The following is an 18,509-nucleotide window of genomic DNA, read 5'->3' as shown; positions in this document are numbered from 1 at the left end:
ATCCGACCTGTTGCGTTGGCCGTCGAGGTGTCTGCGGCAATAGCCCGGCTCGCCGGTCCGGGAGGGGATCGCGGCTAAAGGCCGAACCCGCAGCATCTGTCTGCTGGTCGTACTTCCCAGGGCCGCCCGTCTGGCGACTTGTCACCCGCCGATCGGATCGGTCCCTGGGGGCTGCCCTGATCGGCCGTCCGTCCGCTTTGCGGGTCAGTCCGGTTGTGGCACCATCGTGGAATCTCCACCTCGCCGTGACACCCTTCTGTCGACAGGAGTACCCACATGTCTGGTCGAAAGCTTGGCCGGCTGCTCGGTGCGACGGCGGTGCTCGTCGCTCTGACGGTGGTGACCGCCGGCATGTCGGGCTTCGATTCGGGTGCCCAGACGGCTGGCGTCGAGTGGGGTGCCCCGGCGCTGCACAACCCTCCCGGAGCGGTGCTCGTCGACGCCCGGTGACCACCGTGTCACCCAGCCTCCGCCACTGAGAGGACATCACTGTGCCGGCTAGGGTGACTCGGCGGCGTCCGACCGAGCACGCCTGGCTGATCACCGGCCCGCTGGCCGCCGTCGCCGTCCTCATCTCGCTCATCCTGGCGCTGTCCACACCGATCAGGCCCGGCGACGCGCTCGTCGCGGTGGTGCTGCTGGCCGTGATGGTCGTGGCCGGCGTCCCCACGCTGAGCTTCGTGGTGCGCCGCCAGGCGGTCGTGGTCACGTTGACCGAGATTCCGCTGGTGCTGGCGTTCTACCGCCTGTCGCCCCTGGCGGTGGTCCTGGTGGCGACGATCGCCGCGATCATGACCCAGGCATACCGACGCTACCCACCGCCGAAGTTCTGGTTCAACGTCGCGCGGGACGCCGCGGGTGTGTCCGTCGCCGGCCTCGTCGTCGCGGCCGCGCCCACCCTCGATGAGGTCGGGCCCGCGACCTGGGTCGTCCTCTCCGTCGCGGTGACCACCAACACCCTGATCAGCCTGCTCGCCGTGGTCGGTGTGATCACCCTGTTGCAGGGCTGGCAGGGCAGCCGGGAGACCGCGAGCACGGCCCTGCAGGTTCTCGCCACCACCGCGCTCAACGTCGCGGTCGGTCTGCTCATCCTGATCGCGCTGGCCACCACCCTCTGGTCGGTGCTCCTGCTGGCCGCGCTGGCGGCCGCCGGCGTCCTGCTCTACCGGTCCTACTCGCAGTTCCTCCGCCAGCACCGGACCCTCGCCGACATCTACGAGCTGACCCGGGCGATGAGCGAGGTCGGCCAGCAGGGCACCCTCGCCGACGTCCTGCTCGGACGGATCCGTTCGCTGATGCAGGCCGAGTACGCCACGCTCTGGGTGCCCGCCCAGGGCCGGCACCCGGAGGTGCTGCTCACCGCGCGGCTGGACGACCGCGGACTGCTCGACGTCGCCCAGACGCCGGCGGCCCTGCGCGAACGGGCCCGGGACTCCGGGGGCACGCTCGCGGTCGGCCGGGCCCTCGGTGGCGACCCGGAGCTGCGCCGGGAACTCAGCAGCCGCCAGGTCAAGGACGTCATCGTGGTGCCGCTGCGCTCCGGGCAGGCGGTGATCGGCACGCTCGAGGTGGTCAACCGGCTCAGCGACGTCGGTCACTTCGCCCCCAGCGACATCCCCATCTTCGAGACGGTCGCGGCGCACGCCGCGGTCGCGCTGGAGAATTCCCGGCTGGTCGACCGGCTGCGCCACGACGCCTATCACGACGCGCTGACCAAGCTGCCCAACCGGCGCCGGATCACCGGGGCCCTGGACGAGGCGGCGAAGATCCGGGCGCCCGGCGAGGTGGTGGCGTTGCTGCTCTTCGACGTGGACGGGCTGCGCCAGGTCAACGAGTCGCTGGGGCACGCCGCCGGGGACAAGGTCCTCGTCGAGGTCGCCGACCGGCTGCGCAGATCCGCCCCCTCGTCCGCCCTGGTCGGCCGGGCCGGTGGCGACGAGTTCCTGGTGACGCTGCGGTTGGAGAGCGCGGACGCCGCCCTGGAGCTGGCCACCGAGCTGCGCGAGCAGATCCGCGACGAGATGGTCTTCGACGCGCTCACCCTCGACGTGGACACCGCCGTCGGGGTGGCCGTGTACCCGGACCACGGCAGCGATGCGGCCGCCCTGCTGCAACGGGTGGACCTGGCCGCGACGGCCGCGAAGTCGGTGCCCGGCGCCGTGCAGCTGTTCAACCCCGCGCTGGAGTCCCGTTCGCTGCGCCGGCTCGGCCTCGCCGGTGACCTGCGCCGCGCCCTCGAAGAGGGTGGGCTGGAGGTCTACTTCCAGCCCAAGGTCACCCTCCGGGACCGGCGACTGGTGGGGGTCGAGTGCCTGGCGCGCTGGGAGCACCCGACGCACGGCACGGTGGCTCCCGAGGACTTCGTCGCGGTCGCGGAGCACACCGGCCAGCTGGACCGGCTCACCGAGCTCGTGCTCCGGGAGGGCCTGCGGCGCAGCCGGGACTGGGGTGACGGCGCCCAGTCGCTCGCCGTCGCGGTCAACATCTCCGTCCGGTCCCTCACCGACCAACACTTCCCGGCCCGCGTCCAGGAACTGCTCGACGAGTACGGCGTGCCGCCGCAGCGGCTCACGCTGGAGATCAAGGAGTCGGGGGTGATGGACGGCACCGACCGGCCGATCCCCACCCTGCACCGGCTGCGTGACCTCGGGGTGCGGCTCTCGGTGGACGACTTCGGCACCGGTGACTCCTCCCTGGCCCACCTGCGCCGGCTGCCGGTGCACGAGGTGAAGGTGGACCGCTCCTTCGTGCAGGGGATGGCGACCGATCCGGGTGACCTGGCGATCGTCAACGCGGTGGTGACCCTGTCCCAGCAGTTCGGCCTCGCGGTGGTGGCCGAGGGTGTGGAGAGCGAGCTGACCCTGGAGCTGCTCCAGGACATCGGCTGCGAGATCGGCCAGGGATTCCTCTTCAGCCGCCCGCTGCCGTACGAGCGGCTGGAGGCCTGGTTCGGGGCCCAGGTGGACCCGGAGACGATCTCCGCCGGCGAGCTGCCGCGGCTACGAGTCGTGCCCTGACCTGCGCCGACACGGGTAGGGGGGATCCGATTTCGCCCGCCGCGCGGGGCCGTGTAATGTATCCCCTGCGCGACGCCCTCCGGGGTGATCGGGTAGGCCCCCTTAGCTCAGTCGGCAGAGCGTCTCCATGGTAAGGAGAAGGTCTACGGTTCGATTCCGTAAGGGGGCTCAGAGGGTCCGGCTGGACCCGCCTGCGGCGGTGTAGCTCAGATGGCAGAGCAAGCGGCTCATAATCGCTGTGTCGCCGGTTCAAGTCCGGCCACCGCTACTCTCGTCCTCCGGGCCCGGTCCCGGCGGTCGGTGGGACGGGCGCCACAGGCGCCCGCTTTGCATGTCCACGCTTTGACCGCGTAGGCTCATGCGTCGTAGTTGTTATCCGTAGCGAGGAAGGCACTCCGCCGTGGCGAAGGCGACCGATGTCCGGCCGAAGATCACTTTGGCGTGTGTGGAGTGCAAGGAGCGCAACTACATCACGCGCAAGAACCGTCGTAACGACCCGGACCGCATCGAGCTGAAGAAGTTCTGCCCCCGGGACGGTCGGCACACCGTCCACCGCGAGACCCGCTGACCGGCGGCCGGCACCGGCCGGCCCGCCCCCGAGCAAATCCCGAACGCCGATCCGCACGGATGGCGCGGCTTCTCGCCGCCCGTCCCGTACGGATCGGCGTTCGTGTTTGCGTGTAGGTTCGGCGGCATGTCCCTGGACCCGTCCTTCGTCGGCCGGACGTATCCGCCGACCGCCCCCTACCAGGTGGGCCGAGAAAAGATCCGCGAGTTCGCCACCGCCATCGGCGCCACCGAGCCCGCCCACCACGATCCGGAGGCGGCCCGCGCGCTCGGCCACCCGGACGTGGTCGCCCCGCCGACCTTTCCCGTGGTGGTCACCATGGCCGCCAGCCGGCAGATCATCGAGGATCCGGCGCTGGGCGTCGACTACAGCCGGGTGGTCCACGGCGACCAGCGCTTCGCGTACACCCGTCCCGTGGTGGCGGGGGACGAGCTGGTCTGCGTGAACACCGTCGAGGAGATCACCAACCGGGGTGGGCACGGCTTCCTGACCACCCGCACCGACGTCAGCACCACCGACGGCGAGCCGGTGGTCGCCGTCTGGACCAAGATCGTCGTACGCGGGGAGGCCTGAGATGGAGCTGCCGACTCAGACGTTCCGGGTGACCCGGGCGGACCTGGTCCGCTACGCCGGCGCCTCGGGCGACTTCAACCCGATCCACTGGAGCGACCGGACCGCCACCAAGGTCGGTCTGCCCGGGGTGATCGCCCACGGGATGTTCACCATGGCGCTGGTCGGCCGGGCGGTGACGACGTGGGCCGGGGCGGCCGACGCGGTGGTCGACTTCGGCGTCCGGTTCACCCGTCCGGTGGTCGTCCCGGACGACGACCAGGGCACCGAGATCGAGGTGGCCGCGGTGGTGAAGGAGGTCACCGAGGCGGGCCTGACCAGGCTCGACGTGACCGCCACCTGCCTGGGGGAGAAGGTCCTCTCGCAGGCTCGGGCGACCATCCGGACGGCCTGCTGAGGTCCGGTCCGGACGTGATGGGTGGTGCCGGTTGGGAAAGTCGCCGCACTACCCGTACACTGGTCCGCCGTGGGGCAAGTGACCCCTGCGCGACCACTCGTGGTCGAGCGGGGCGAGCGTTGCCGCACAGGGGTGTAGCTCAATTGGCAGAGCAGCGGTCTCCAAAACCGCAGGCTGCAGGTTCAAGTCCTGTCACCCCTGCGCCTCAGGCCTGACCGTTCCCGTGGGTCGCGCCGCCGAACGGCGGCGTCCGGCCCGTGGTGGTGGCATCGGCGGGGTGGTCCCGAGGCTTCGGGTTCCCTCCGTCCGGTCCGCCGGCCGCGGCCCGTCGCGGGACGGTTGGTCCGGCCGGCGTGACCAGCGCCGCGCACGCCGATCGGCGTGCGACCCGACATCCCGCGACGGAGGGCGAAGTGGCCGAGAACAAGCGGCGCGGCGAGGACGCCGGCGACGACGTTCCGCGCGACGAGAACGTCGACGAGGTGGCCGCCGACGACGCCACCGACGCGGACGAGCCGGTATCCCGGGGCGGCACCGCGACCCGCGCGCGGACCCGTGCCGAGTCGGCCGACAGCAAGCCGAAGACCCGCACCGAGACCGATCGGGTGGGGCTGTTCGCCCGCATCGCGCGTTTCTTCCGCGAGGTGGTCGCCGAACTGCGTAAGGTCATCTGGCCGACCCGCAAGGAACTGCTGACCTACACCGCCGTGGTGGTCGCCTTCGTCGCCGTGATGCTGACGATCGTGGGCCTCCTCGACTTCGGCTTCGCCAAGGGCGTGCTGTGGGTCTTCGGCAACTGACCGGCCGGCTGAGCCGATAGTGACGGAAGTGAGCAAGCGTGCCTGAGTACGACGAGACCGCCGAGACCACGGACGAGCAGTCCACGGTGGCGACGGCGGCCAGTGACGAGTCGGTCGAGGCCGCCAGCGAGCCGGAGTTCCCGACCACGGAGCCCGCACCGGACGAGGACTACGACCCGGTCGCCGAGCTGCGGCAGAAGCTGCGCTACGCGCCCGGTGACTGGTACGTGGTGCACTCCTACGCCGGCTACGAGAACAAGGTCAAGACCAACCTCGAGACCCGGATCACCTCCCTCGACATGGAGGAGTTCATCTACCAGGTCGAGGTGCCGACCCGGGAAGAGGTCGAGGTCAAGAACGGCAAGCGGTCCCAGGTCCAGGCCAAGGTCTTCCCCGGCTACATCCTGGTCCGGATGGAGCTGACGGCCGAGTCCTACTCCTGCGTGCGCAACACGCCGGGGGTCACCGGCTTCGTGGGGGCGACCGACCGGGCCGACCGCCCGGCGCCGCTCTCCCTCGACGAGGTGCTCAAGTGGCTGGCGCCGGCGGTCGAGACCGAGCAGAAGAAGGCCAAGCCCGAGATCAAGGTCCTCGACTTCGAGGTCGGCGACTCGGTCACCGTCACCGACGGCGCGTTCGCGTCGCTGCCGGCGACGATCAGCGAGATCAACGCGGACCAGCAGAAGCTCAAGGTGCTGGTGTCGATCTTCGGCCGGGAGACCCCGGTCGAGCTGAACTTCAACCAGGTCACCAAGATCTGACGTACCGGTCGCCGGCGGTGGGCAGGCTGCCCGCCGCCGGCGTACTCGTTCCACCGCCCGTCGGACCTCGACGGAGGGGTGGGAGGACGCTGCGCTACGCTAGAACGTCGCCGCTGTCGTGATCGCGCTGACCGTGCGCGCCCGCGGCCGGCGACGGTGAGCACCTTTCCCAGTTCCAAGCCCCAGGAAGAGACATGCCTCCGAAGAAGAAGCTCGTCAAGACGTTCACGCTTCAGCTGAAGGCGGGCCAGGCCACGCCGGCCCCGCCGGTCGGCCCCGCGCTGGGTCAGCACGGCGTCAACATCATGGAGTTCTGCAAGTCCTACAACGCGCAGACCGAGGCTCAGCGGGGCGACATCGTCCCGGCCGAGATCAGCGTCTACGAGGACCGCAGCTTCACCTTCGTGCTGAAGACCCCGCCCGCCGCCCGGCTGCTGATCAAGGCTGCCGGCGTCGAGAAGGGCTCCGGTGTGCCGCAGAGCCAGAAGGTCGGCTCCGTCACCCGCGCCCAGGTGCGTGAGATCGCCGAGAAGAAGATGGTCGACCTCAACGCCAACGACCTCGACCAGGCCGAGAAGATCATCGCAGGCACCGCCCGGTCGATGGGCATCGTCGTCAACGACTGACGTCGTCGACCACTCACCAGATCAGTTCGTGGGAGGGCGCGCGTTCGTCGCGGCCCGCCATAGACCACAGGAGTAACCCGAAAATGCAGCGCAGCAAGAGCTACCGCAAGGCCGCCGAGGTCATCGACCGGGCGAAGCTGTACACCCCCGCCGAGGCGGTCAAGATCGCCAAGGAGACCACCACCGCCAAGTTCGACGCCACGGTCGAGGTCGCGATGCGCCTCGGCGTCGACCCCCGCAAGGCGGACCAGATGGTCCGCGGCACGGTCAACCTGCCGCACGGCACCGGTAAGACCGCCCGCGTGATCGTCTTCGCCGCCGGCGCGAAGGCCGAGGAGGCCGCCGCGGCGGGTGCGGACGAGGTGGGCACCGACGAGCTCGTCGCCCGGATCCAGGGTGGCTGGCTGGACTTCGACGCGGCGATCGCCACCCCCGACCAGATGGCCAAGATCGGCCGGATCGCGCGGATCCTGGGCCCGCGCGGCCTGATGCCGAACCCGAAGACCGGCACGGTGACCATGGACGTCACCAAGGCCGTCTCGGACATCAAGGGCGGCAAGATCACCTTCCGGGTGGACAAGCACTCCAACCTGCACCTGATCATCGGCAAGTCCTCGTTCTCCGAGAACCAGCTGATCGACAACTACGCCGCGGTCCTCGACGAGGTGCTCCGCGCCAAGCCGTCCGCGGCCAAGGGCAAGTACCTCAAGAAGGTCACCCTGACCACCACCATGGGCCCGGGCGTCCCGGTCGACCCGAACGTGGTGAAGAACCTCCAGGAGGGCTCGGCCGAGGCCTGAGCATCGCTCCCGTGAAGGGGCCCCACCACGACTCGTGGTGGGGCCCCTTCCGTCTGTCCGCTGTGGCAGGCTGGCCGGCATGCGGCTGGAGGACGTCTGGCTCCGGTACCACCGACGCGGCCCGTGGGTGCTGCGGGCCGTCCGGGCCCGGATCGACCCGGGTGAGGTGGCGGTCGTGCTCGGCCGCAACGGGGTCGGCAAGTCCACCCTGCTCCAGCTCGCGGCGGGGGTGCTCCGGCCGGATCGCGGTCGGGTGGCCGACCGGCCGCGGCGGGTCGGCTGGGTGCCGGAGCGTTTCCCCGCCGACCAGCCCTTCACCGTGGAGCGGTACCTGACCGGCATGGGGCGCGCCGCCGGCCTGGGCCGGGCCGAGGCCGACCGGGCCGTCGCGCACTGGACCGACCGGCTGGGCCTGGCCCGGTTCCGCGCGATCCGGCTGCCCGAGCTCTCCAAGGGCACCGCTCAGAAGGTCGGCCTCGCCCAGGCCATGCTCCGCACGCCGGGCCTGCTGGTGCTGGACGAGCCCTGGGAGGGGCTGGACGCCGCCGCCCGGGAACTCGTCCCGGAGCTGGTCGACGAGGTGCTGGCCGCCGGTGGGTCGGTCCTGGTCAGCGATCACCGTGGGGAGACCGTGCGGCTCCCCGGCGCCCGGCACTGGCGGCTCGCCGACGGCGCGGTGGCCGAGGAGCCGCCCGCCGGGGCGGAACCGTTGGCGGTGGTCGAGGTCGCGGTGCCCGCCGCGCGGGTCGCGGGCACCGTCGCCCGGTGGCGCGCCGAGGGCCACCAGATCCTCGGGGTACGCCCCGACGACCGCCGCGTCCCCGCCGGGACGTCCGGGTCGGCGGACGGGGCGCCGGGGCGGGTCGACGGCCGGGCCGGGCTCGCCGGCGGGGTGCCGGGTGAGGCCGGCGGGGCGGCCGGACCGGCTGGCCGGGCACCGGGGCAGGGCGACGGGGTGGACCGGTGACCGCGCTGGTCCGGCTGCGGCTGGCCGGCTTCCTGCGTACCGGCCGGGCGCTCGCGCCGGTGCTGGCCGGCCTGCTCGCCCTCGGCGTCCTGTACGGCGGCGGCCGGGCCCAGCCGGCGGAGGCGTACGGCGTTTCCGCGGTGGTGCTCTTCCCGGTGCTCGCCTGGCAGACGAAGATCCTGCTGGACGTCGAGCCGGACCCCCAGCGCCGGTTGGCCCGGGTGCTGGCCGGCCCGGCGCGGGAGTGGGTGGCGGGGTTGCTCGCGGCGGTGCTCGCCGGGCTCGGCACGGTGGCCGTCGCGCTGGCCCTGCCCTGGTTGCTCGGCGGGGTGACCGGCCCGGTCGCGCCGGGGGACCGGACGGTGGCGGCGGGGGTGGCCCTGGGGCTCTGGGCCCACCTGCTGGCGCTCCCGGCGGCGGTGGCGCTGGGCGCACTGGCCAGCAGGGCGGTCACCCGCAACGCCGGCTACGGCGTGGCGGTGCTGACCCTCGGCGGGGTCGGCGCCCTGGTGCTCGGCCTCTCGGGCTCGGTCGCCCCCTGGGCGGCGCCACCGGTGATGGCCACCGCCCGGGCGCTCACCGGGCCGCTGGCCGCGTCCACCGCGCTGCTCCTGTCGGGCTGGGCGGCGGCCTGGGCCGGGGCGGCCCTGACCGGCTACCTGTGGTGGCGCCGACGCCGCGCCTGAGCGGACGTGACCGGGGCCACCACGGGGGCGATTTGGAGGTATGGGGACACGTCCCGTAACCTCGTCAAGTAGTTCCACCCAGAGACCGCTGGTCACCGTGCTCCGGCACGGTCGAAGGTCCCGCGACGACGGGCGACCCGCGTAGGGCGGCAAGCGTAACTCGGCTCCTCCCGTGGTCCGCCGACCATGGTGATCGTGCCGGCCCTCGCCCCGTGCGCCCTGCGCCGGGGCTTTTTCGTTGTCGTGTTGCCTCCGCCGCCGTCGAGGAGCATTCCGCTCGTCGATGGCGACCAGCCTCGAGCAACGAGAGAGGAGGGACATGGCGGACAAGCCGATCCGGGCCGACAAGGCCACGGCCGTCGCTGAGCTGACCGACAGCTTCCGCAACGCGGGCGCTGCGGTGCTCACCGAGTACCGTGGTCTGACGGTTTCCCAGCTCACCCAGCTGCGGCGCTCGCTCGGCAAGGAGACCACCTACACGGTCGCGAAGAACACGCTGGCCAAGCGTGCCGCGGCCGAGGCGGGCATCTCCGGCCTCGACGAGCTGTTCACCGGTCCTACCGCGCTGACTTTCGTTTCGGGCGACGTCGTCGAGGCGGCGAAGGGGCTTCGTGACTTCGCGAAGGCCAACCCGAAGCTCGTCATCAAGGGCGGTGTCTTCGAGGGCAAGGCCATTTCCGCGGCCGAGGTCACGAAGCTCGCCGACCTGGAGTCCCGTGAGGTGCTGCTGGCCAAGCTGGCCGGCGCCATGAAGGGCAACCTGAGCAAGGCCGCGGCCCTGTTCCAGGCTCCGCTCTCCAAGACCGCCCGTCTGGCGGCTGCCCTGCAGGACAAGCGCGAGAAGGAGGGCGCCGAGGCGGCCTGAGGCCCCCCGGCGCACCCAGTTCTTACCTAACAGATTCAGGAAAGGACGCCAGACATGGCGAAGCTCAGCACCGACGAGCTCCTCGACGCGTTCAAGGAGATGACGCTGATCGAGCTCTCCGAGTTCGTGAAGCAGTTCGAGGAGACCTTCGAGGTCACCGCTGCGGCCCCGGCCGCGATGATGATGGCCGGCCCGGGTGGCGGCGGCGCCGCTGCCGAGCCGGAGGCCGAGAAGGACGAGTTCGACGTCGTCCTCGAGAGCGACGGTGGCAAGAAGATCCAGGTCATCAAGGTCGTGCGTGAGCTGACCGGCCTGGGCCTCAAGGAGGCCAAGGACGTGGTCGAGTCCGCGCCGAAGGCCATCCTGGAGAAGGTCAACAAGGAGACCGCCGACAAGGCCAAGGCCAAGCTCGAGGGCGAGGGCGCCAAGGTCACCCTCAAGTAATTGAGGTTCGACCAGGCGCGCGTCCGGCTCACGTGAGCCGGGGCACACCGCATCGCGGCGGGCGGTGATCCGGGAACGGATCACCGCCCGCTGTGGTTGACAGGCTCCGACGGCAGCGGCGTGAGCAGGGCGTCCCGCGCCCGTTGTACGGCCGCACGGTGGTGCCCGGTGGTAGCTCGTCGGTGGGAAAGACGACGGCGACCCGGCAGGAGGCCCTTGACGCGGCACGGGCCTCCCAGGCACGCTGACACCAGCAAGACCTTCCGCGCTTGCGACGGCCACCTCTTGGGTAATGGCAGCGGCAGCACCAATGGTCGCGGCCCCCGAGCAGCCCGGCAGGAACGACGCGTTCCGAGCGGCCCGGTAGACCCGGTTTTCCAGGGGTCCCGAGGCACGTTCCGCGACGACCTGCGGGGTGGGCTGGACAGCGGTTAGCCTCTCGGCTACACTGCTAGTTTGCGCTGCCTTCCGACTTGACCCCTGCTCGGAAATGTCCGTTTACGGATATTTCTGGTGGGGTCATTGGAGTGCACGCGTACCAGCCGTTCTGCAGCACCGGTCCTCGGAAGGACGCATCTTGGCAGCTTCCCGCCCTGCGAAGACCAGTCGTACGTCGAGCGCTTTCGCTCCCCGCCGAGTTTCTTTCGGCAGGATCACCGAACACCTCGAGGTCCCCAACCTCCTCGCCATTCAGAACGAGTCCTTCGACTGGCTCGTCGGCAACGAGGCTTGGCAGGGCCGGTCGGCGGACGACCCGCACGCACGCTCGGGTCTCGCGGAGATCCTCGACGAGATCAGTCCCATTGAGGACTTCTCCGGCACCATGTCGCTCTCCTTCTCGGCTCCGCGCTTCGACGAGGTCAAGGCCTCGATCGAGGAGTGCAAGGAGAAGGACCTGACCTACTGCGCCCCGCTCTTCGTGACCGCGGAGTTCACCAACAACACCACCGGCGAGATCAAGAGCCAGACGGTGTTCATGGGTGACTTCCCGATGATGACGCCGAAGGGCACCTTCATCATCAACGGCACCGAGCGCGTCGTGGTCAGCCAGCTCGTCCGGTCCCCGGGCGTCTACTTCGACAAGCAGCCGGACAAGACCTCCGACCGCGACCTCTCCAGCGTCAAGGTCATCCCCAGCCGGGGTGCCTGGCTGGAGTTCGACATCGACAAGCGCGACACGGTCGGTGTCCGCATCGACCGCAAGCGTCGGCAGGCCGTCACGGTCCTGCTCAAGGCCATCGGATGGTCGGCCGAGCAGATCCGTGAGCGGTTCGGCTGGTCCGAGCTGATGATGACCACGCTCGAGAAGGACCACATCGCCGGCCAGGACGAGGCGCTCCTCGACATCTACCGCAAGCTCCGCCCTGGCGAGCCGCCGACCCGTGAGAACGCCCAGACCCTGCTCGACAACCTCTTCTTCAACCCGAAGCGGTACGACGTCGCCAAGGTCGGTCGGTACAAGTTCAACAAGAAGCTCGAGGTGGACGTCCCGATCACCACGGGCACGCTCACCGAGGACGACATCGTCGCCACCGTGGAGTACCTCTGCCGGCTGCACGCCGGCGAGGACGGCTACGAGGCCGACGACATCGACCACTTCGGCAACCGGCGCCTGCGCACGGTCGGCGAGCTCATCCAGAACCAGGTCCGCGTCGGCCTGTCCCGGATGGAGCGGGTCGTCCGTGAGCGGATGACCACGCAGGACGTCGAGGCGATCACGCCGCAGACCCTGATCAACATCCGCCCGGTGGTGGCGGCGATCAAGGAGTTCTTCGGCACCTCGCAGCTGTCCCAGTTCATGGACCAGACCAACCCGCTGGCGGGCCTGACCCACCGGCGCCGGCTGAGCGCGCTCGGCCCGGGTGGTCTGTCCCGGGAGCGGGCCGGCTTCGAGGTCCGCGACGTGCACCCGTCCCACTACGGCCGGATGTGCCCGATCGAGACGCCGGAAGGCCCGAACATCGGCCTGATCGGCGCGCTCTCCACCTTCGCCCGGGTCAACCCGTTCGGCTTCATCGAGACGCCGTACCGGAAGGTCGTCGACGGTCGGGTCACCGACCAGATCGACTACCTGACCGCGGACGAGGAGGACCGGTTCGTCAAGGCGCAGGCCAACGCGCCGCTGAAGGCGGACGGCACCTTCGCCGAGGACCGGGTCCTGTGCCGCCGTAAGGGCGGCGAGACCGAGGACGTGGTTCCCAGCGCCGTCGACTACATGGACGTCTCGCCGCGGCAGATGACCTCGGTCGCGACCGCGATGATCCCGTTCCTCGAGCACGACGACGCCAACCGGGCGCTCATGGGCGCGAACATGCAGCGCCAGGCGGTGCCGCTGGTCAAGGCCGAGGCGCCGCTGGTGGGTACCGGCATGGAGTACCGCGCCGCGGTCGACGCCGGTGACGTGGTGGTCGCCGAGGTCGGCGGTGTCATCGAGGACCTCTGCGCCGACTACATCACGATCCACCAGGACGACGGCCACCGCCGGACGTACCTGCTGCACAAGTTCCGCCGCTCCAACGCCGGCTCCTGCGTCAACCAGAAGCCGGTCGTCTTCGAGGGCGACCGCGTCGAGGCCGGTCAGGTCATCGCCGACGGTCCGTGCACCGACGAGGGCGAGATGGCGCTCGGGCGCAACCTGCTCGTGGCGTTCATGTGCTGGGAGGGCCACAACTACGAGGACGCGATCATCCTGTCGCAGCGCCTCGTGCAGCAGGACGTGCTCACCTCGATCCACATCGAGGAGCACGAGGTCGACGCCCGGGACACCAAGCTCGGCCCGGAGGAGATCACCCGCGACATCCCGAACGTCAGCGAGGAGATGCTCGCCGACCTCGACGAGCGCGGCATCATCCGGATCGGCGCCGAGGTCGTCCCCGGCGACATCCTGGTCGGCAAGGTCACGCCGAAGGGCGAGACCGAGCTGACCCCGGAGGAGCGGCTGCTCCGCGCGATCTTCGGTGAGAAGGCGCGTGAGGTCCGGGACACCTCGCTGAAGGTGCCGCACGGCGAGACCGGCACGGTCATCGGCGTGCGTACCTTCTCCCGCGAGGACGGCGACGAGCTGCCCCCGGGCGTCAACGAGCTGGTCCGGGTCTACGTCGCCCAGAAGCGCAAGATCCAGGACGGTGACAAGCTCGCGGGCCGGCACGGCAACAAGGGCGTCATCTCCAAGATCCTGCCGGTCGAGGACATGCCGTTCCTGGAGGACGGCACCCCGGTCGACATCGTGCTCAACCCGCTGGGTGTGCCGAGCCGGATGAACATCGGCCAGGTGCTGGAGACCCACCTCGGGTGGGTGGCCAAGACCGGTTGGCAGGTCGACGGCGACGACGCCGACTGGAAGCGTCAGCTCCGCTCGATCGACGCGCACGAGTCCGAGCCGGACACCAACGTGGCCACGCCGGTCTTCGACGGTGCCCGCGAGGAGGAGATCTCCGGTCTGCTCTCGTCGACCCTGCCCAACCGGGACGGCAAGCAGCTGATCGGTTCCTCCGGCAAGGCGCAGCTGTTCGACGGTCGTTCCGGTGAGCCGCTGCCGGACCCGATCGCGGTCGGCTACATCTACATCCTGAAGCTCAACCACCTGGTCGACGACAAGATCCACGCCCGGTCGACCGGCCCGTACTCGATGATCACGCAGCAGCCGCTGGGTGGTAAGGCGCAGTTCGGTGGTCAGCGCTTCGGTGAGATGGAGTGCTGGGCGATGCAGGCGTACGGCGCCGCCTACGCCCTGCAGGAGCTGCTGACGATCAAGTCCGACGACGTCCTGGGCCGGGTCAAGGTCTACGAGGCGATCGTCAAGGGCGAGAACATCCCCGAGCCGGGCATCCCGGAGTCGTTCAAGGTGCTGCTCAAGGAGCTGCAGTCGCTGTGCCTCAACGTCGAGGTGCTCTCCAGCGACGGTGTGGCCCTGGAGATGCGCGAGACCGACGACGAGGTGTTCCGGGCCGCGGAGGAGCTGGGCATCGACCTGTCCCGGCGCGAGCCGAGCTCGGTCGAAGAGGTCTGAGGTGAGCGGTCGGAGGCCGGCTCGCCGGCCTCCGACCCCACCCGCTAGCTAAGCAGTACAGACGACGACATAGGGGACATAGTGCTCGACGTCAACTTCTTCGACGAGCTGCGCATTGGTCTCGCCACCGCCGACGACATCCGTCAGTGGTCGCACGGCGAGGTCAAGAAGCCTGAAACGATCAACTACCGCACCCTGAAGCCGGAAAAGGACGGGCTCTTCTGCGAGAAGATCTTCGGTCCGCAGCGGGACTGGGAGTGCTACTGCGGTAAGTACAAGCGCGTCCGCTTCAAGGGCATCATCTGTGAGCGCTGCGGCGTCGAGGTGACCCGTTCCAAGGTCCGTCGTGAGCGGATGGGGCACATCGAGCTCGCCGCTCCGGTGACCCACATCTGGTACTTCAAGGGCGTGCCGAGCCGGCTGGGCTACCTGCTGGACCTCGCCCCCAAGGACCTCGAGAAGATCATCTACTTCGCCTCGTACGTCGTGACGAGCGTGGACGCCGAGTCGCGTCACCGTGACCTCTCGACCATCGAGAACGAGATCCTGGCCGAGAAGCGGCAGTCCGAGAACAGCCGCGACTCGGAGATCGAGAAGCGGGCCGCCAAGCTCGAGGCCGACCTGGCCGAGCTGGAGGCCGAGGGCGCGAAGGCGGACGTCCGGCGCAAGGTCAAGGAGGGCGGAGAGCGCGAGATGCGCCAGATCCGCGACCGGGCCCAGCGCGAGATCGACCGTCTGGACGAGGTGCTCGACACCTTCCGCAAGCTGGAGCCGAAGCAGCTGGTCACCGACGAGCTGCTCTACCGCGAGCTGCGCGACCGGTTCGGCGAGTACTTCACCGGCGGCATGGGCGCCGAGGCCATCAAGGCGCTGGTCCAGAACATGGACCTCGACGCCGAGGCCGAGAGCCTGCGCGAGACCATCCGCTCCGGCAAGGGCCAGCGGAAGATCCGGGCGCTCAAGCGGCTCAAGGTCGTCGCGGCGTTCCTGAACACCCGCAACTCGCCGCTCGGCATGGTGCTGGACTGCGTCCCGGTCATCCCGCCGGACCTGCGCCCGATGGTGCAGCTCGACGGTGGCCGCTTCGCGACCTCCGACCTGAACGACCTGTACCGCCGCGTGATCAACCGGAACAACCGCCTCAAGCGGCTGATCGACCTCGGCGCGCCCGAGATCATCGTCAACAACGAGAAGCGGATGCTCCAGGAGGCCGTCGACGCGCTGTTCGACAACGGCCGTCGCGGCCGGCCGGTCACCGGTCCGGGTAACCGTCCGTTGAAGTCGCTGTCGGACATGCTCAAGGGCAAGCAGGGTCGGTTCCGCCAGAACCTGCTCGGCAAGCGCGTCGACTACTCCGGCCGTTCGGTCATCGTGGTCGGCCCGAAGCTGAAGCTGCACCAGTGCGGCCTGCCCAAGCAGATGGCGCTGGAGCTGTTCAAGCCGTTCGTGATGAAGCGGCTGGTCGACCTCAACCACGCGCAGAACATCAAGTCCGCCAAGCGGATGGTCGAGCGGCAGCGGCCGGTCGTGTGGGACGTGCTGGAAGAGGTCATCGGCGAGCACCCGGTGCTGCTCAACCGTGCGCCGACCCTGCACCGCCTGGGCATCCAGGCCTTCGAGCCGCAGCTGGTCGAGGGCAAGGCCATCCAGATCCACCCGCTGGTCTGCACCGCGTTCAACGCGGACTTCGACGGTGACCAGATGGCGGTGCACGTGCCGCTCTCCGCCGAGGCCCAGGCCGAGGCGCGGATCCTGATGCTGTCGTCGAACAACATCCTCAAGCCGGCCGACGGCAAGCCGGTCACCATGCCCACCCAGGACATGGTCATCGGTCTCTACCACCTCACCCACCTCACCCCGGGTGGCAAGGGCGAGGGCCGGGCGTTCAGCTCGGACGCCGAGGCGCGGATGGCGTTCGACGCCGGCGAGCTGCACCTCCAGACCCCGGTCAAGATCCGGCTGCGCGGCGTGGTCGGTGTCGACAACGGCGCCGGCGCCGAGGCGTGGGTCGCGCCCGAGGGCTGGGTCGAGGGTGAGCCGCTGACCGTGGAGACCACGCTCGGCCGGGTCCTGTTCAACGAGACGCTGCCGCAGGGCTACCGCTTCGTGAACTACGAGATCCGCAAGGGCCAGCTCTCCGCGATCGTCAACGACCTCGCCGAGCGCTTCCCGAAGGTGGCCCTCGCGGCCACCCTGGACGGGCTCAAGGAGGCCGGCTTCCACTGGGCCACCTGGTCCGGCGTCACCATCGGCATGGAGGACGTCATCGCGCCGCCGCGCAAGCGGGAGATCCTGGCGAAGTACGAGAAGGACGCCGACCAGATCGACAAGCAGTACCAGCGTGGTCTGATGACCGCCGAGGAGCGTCGCGGCGAGCTCATCGAGATCTGGACCAAGGCGACCAACGAGGTCGCCAAGGAGATGGACACCGCGCTGCCGCAGGAGAACCCGCTGTGGAAGATGATCCACTCGGGTGCCCGCGGTAACCTGCTCCAGCTCCGGCAGATCGCGGCGATCCGTGGTCTGGTGGCCAACCCGAAGGGCGAGATCATCCCGCGGCCGATCAAGGCCAGCTACCGGGAGGGTCTGTCCGTGCTGGAGTACTTCATCTCCACGCACGGTGCCCGTAAGGGTCTCGCGGACACCGCGCTGCGGACCGCCGACTCGGGTTACCTGACCCGTCGTCTGGTGGACGTCTCGCAGGACGTGATCATCCGCGAGGAGGACTGCGGCACCGACCGGGCGATCCCGATGCAGATCGGCGAGCGACTGGACAGCAAGCTGGTCGTGCACACGCACGCCGAGACCAGCGTGCACGCCCGGACCCTGGCCGACGACATCAAGGGGCCGGACGGCACCGTGGTGGCGCAGCGCGGTCAGGACCTCAACTCGATCCTGGTCGACAAGATCGTCGCCGCCGGGGTGGAGACGGTCCGGGTGCGCAGCGTGCTCACCTGCGAGTCGAAGCTGGGCGTCTGCGCGGCCTGCTACGGCCGCTCGCTGCCGACCGGCAAGTCGGTCGACATCGGCGAGGCGGTCGGCATCATCGCCGCCCAGTCGATCGGTGAGCCGGGTACGCAGCTGACGATGCGTACCTTCCACACCGGTGGTGTCGCGGGTGAGGACATCACCCAGGGGCTGCCCCGTGTCCAGGAGATCTTCGAGGCCCGGATCCCGAAGGGCAAGGCGCCCATCGCCGACACCCCGGGCCGGGTCCGGATCGAGGACGGCGAGCGGTCCCGCAAGATCATCGTGGTGCCGGACGACGGCAGCGACGAGATCGTCTACGACAAGATCTCCAAGCGGGTCAAGCTGCGGACCCACGACGGGGACCACGTCGAGGTCGGCGAGAAGCTCACCGAGGGCACCATCGACCCGCACGAGCTGCTGCGCATCCTCGGCCCGCGCGCGGTCCAGGTCCACCTGACCCAGGAGGTCCAGGAGGTCTACCGCTCGCAGGGTGTGCTCATCCACGACAAGCACATCGAGATCATCATCCGCCAGATGCTCAAGCGGGTGACGGTCATCGACTCCGGCTCGACCGAGTTCCTGCCGGGTGTGCTGGTCGACCGGGCGCTGTTCGAGTCGGAGAACCGCCGGCTCGTCGGCGAGGGTGGCGAGCCCGCCGCCGGTCGCCCGGTGCTGATGGGTATCACCAAGGCCTCGCTGGCCACCGACTCCTGGCTCTCGGCGGCCTCCTTCCAGGAGACCACCCGGGTGCTGACCGACGCGGCGATCAACTCGCGCAGCGACTCGCTGGTCGGCCTCAAGGAGAACGTGATCATCGGTAAGCTCATCCCGGCCGGTACCGGCATCAGCAAGTACCGCAACGTCCGGGTCGAGCCGACCGAGGAGGCGAAGGCCAAGGTCTACTCGATGACCGGCTACCCGGAGACCGACTACGGCTTCGGGCCGGCCAGCGGCCAGGCGGTTCCGCTGGACGACTTCGACTTCGGGTCGTACCGCTAAGCAGTGCCGAACGACGAGGCCCCCGGCGTC

Annotated in this window: 15 protein-coding genes and 3 tRNA genes; all 18 read left to right on the top strand. The window is 69.8% G+C overall.

From position 1 onward, the window contains the following. The first annotated feature begins 276 nt into the window (after positions 1–276). Positions 277–450 (top strand): hypothetical protein, encoded by a 174-nt coding sequence (locus V6U79_RS19720; RefSeq protein WP_334528571.1) that lies wholly within the window; start codon positions 277–279, stop codon positions 448–450. 53 nt (positions 451–503) lie between these two features. Beyond that, a complete protein-coding gene (locus V6U79_RS19715; protein WP_442933798.1) occupies positions 504–3,017 on the top strand; it encodes a putative bifunctional diguanylate cyclase/phosphodiesterase in 2,514 nt (837 codons plus the stop codon). 96 nt (positions 3,018–3,113) lie between these two features. Beyond that, positions 3,114–3,186: transfer RNA gene (locus V6U79_RS19710), tRNA-Thr, on the top strand. Between the two features lie 26 nt (positions 3,187–3,212). Then, positions 3,213–3,285: transfer RNA gene (locus tag V6U79_RS19705), tRNA-Met, on the top strand. Positions 3,286–3,417: 132 nt separating this feature from the next. Continuing rightward, a complete protein-coding gene (gene rpmG / locus V6U79_RS19700) occupies positions 3,418–3,585 on the top strand; it encodes a 50S ribosomal protein L33 (RefSeq protein ID WP_007073056.1) in 168 nt (55 codons plus the stop codon). Positions 3,586–3,711: 126 nt separating this feature from the next. Then, positions 3,712–4,158: an FAS1-like dehydratase domain-containing protein gene (locus V6U79_RS19695; protein ID WP_334528565.1), complete on the top strand. Its 447-nt coding sequence runs from the start codon at positions 3,712–3,714 to the stop codon at positions 4,156–4,158. 1 nt (position 4,159) lies between these two features. Next, complete coding sequence (locus tag V6U79_RS19690; RefSeq protein ID WP_334615390.1) at positions 4,160–4,552, top strand: MaoC family dehydratase; 393 nt, start codon at positions 4,160–4,162, stop codon at positions 4,550–4,552. A gap of 128 nt (positions 4,553–4,680) precedes the next feature. Then, positions 4,681–4,753, top strand: a tRNA-Trp gene (locus tag V6U79_RS19685). A gap of 212 nt (positions 4,754–4,965) precedes the next feature. Further along, on the top strand, positions 4,966–5,352 hold the full coding sequence (gene secE / locus V6U79_RS19680) for a preprotein translocase subunit SecE (RefSeq protein WP_334528558.1): 387 nt from the start codon (positions 4,966–4,968) through the stop codon (positions 5,350–5,352). 38 nt (positions 5,353–5,390) lie between these two features. Continuing rightward, positions 5,391–6,113 (top strand): transcription termination/antitermination protein NusG, encoded by a 723-nt coding sequence (nusG, locus tag V6U79_RS19675; RefSeq protein ID WP_334615389.1) that lies wholly within the window; start codon positions 5,391–5,393, stop codon positions 6,111–6,113. Between the two features lie 194 nt (positions 6,114–6,307). Next, positions 6,308–6,739, top strand: coding sequence for a 50S ribosomal protein L11 (gene rplK / locus V6U79_RS19670; protein WP_250791726.1), 432 nt, complete (start codon positions 6,308–6,310; stop codon positions 6,737–6,739). Between the two features lie 83 nt (positions 6,740–6,822). After that, positions 6,823–7,539, top strand: coding sequence for a 50S ribosomal protein L1 (gene rplA, locus V6U79_RS19665; RefSeq protein WP_334528546.1), 717 nt, complete (start codon positions 6,823–6,825; stop codon positions 7,537–7,539). Between the two features lie 79 nt (positions 7,540–7,618). Then, complete coding sequence (locus V6U79_RS19660) at positions 7,619–8,506, top strand: ATP-binding cassette domain-containing protein (protein ID WP_334615388.1); 888 nt, start codon at positions 7,619–7,621, stop codon at positions 8,504–8,506. Next, positions 8,503–9,192 (top strand): hypothetical protein, encoded by a 690-nt coding sequence (locus V6U79_RS19655; protein ID WP_334615386.1) that lies wholly within the window; start codon positions 8,503–8,505, stop codon positions 9,190–9,192. Before V6U79_RS19660 ends, V6U79_RS19655 begins: the two co-directional genes overlap by 4 nt. Before the next feature lie 319 nt (positions 9,193–9,511). Then, on the top strand, positions 9,512–10,057 hold the full coding sequence (gene rplJ / locus V6U79_RS19650; RefSeq protein ID WP_334528537.1) for a 50S ribosomal protein L10: 546 nt from the start codon (positions 9,512–9,514) through the stop codon (positions 10,055–10,057). Between the two features lie 54 nt (positions 10,058–10,111). Next, the gene (gene rplL / locus V6U79_RS19645) at positions 10,112–10,501 is read left to right on the top strand and encodes a 50S ribosomal protein L7/L12 (protein WP_334528534.1); all 390 of its coding nucleotides are present in this window, start codon (positions 10,112–10,114) and stop codon (positions 10,499–10,501) included. Between the two features lie 577 nt (positions 10,502–11,078). Next, a complete protein-coding gene (gene rpoB, locus V6U79_RS19640; protein ID WP_334528531.1) occupies positions 11,079–14,510 on the top strand; it encodes a DNA-directed RNA polymerase subunit beta in 3,432 nt (1,143 codons plus the stop codon). An 81-nt stretch (positions 14,511–14,591) separates the two neighbouring features. Next, positions 14,592–18,479 (top strand): DNA-directed RNA polymerase subunit beta', encoded by a 3,888-nt coding sequence (locus tag V6U79_RS19635; protein WP_334528528.1) that lies wholly within the window; start codon positions 14,592–14,594, stop codon positions 18,477–18,479. The last annotated feature ends 30 nt before the right edge of the window (positions 18,480–18,509 follow it).

This window comes from Micromonospora psammae (genome assembly GCF_036902725.1).
Classification (GTDB): domain Bacteria; phylum Actinomycetota; class Actinomycetes; order Mycobacteriales; family Micromonosporaceae; genus Micromonospora.
Note: the sequence above shows the minus strand (reverse complement) of the source record. Positions and strands in the feature narration are given on the sequence as shown.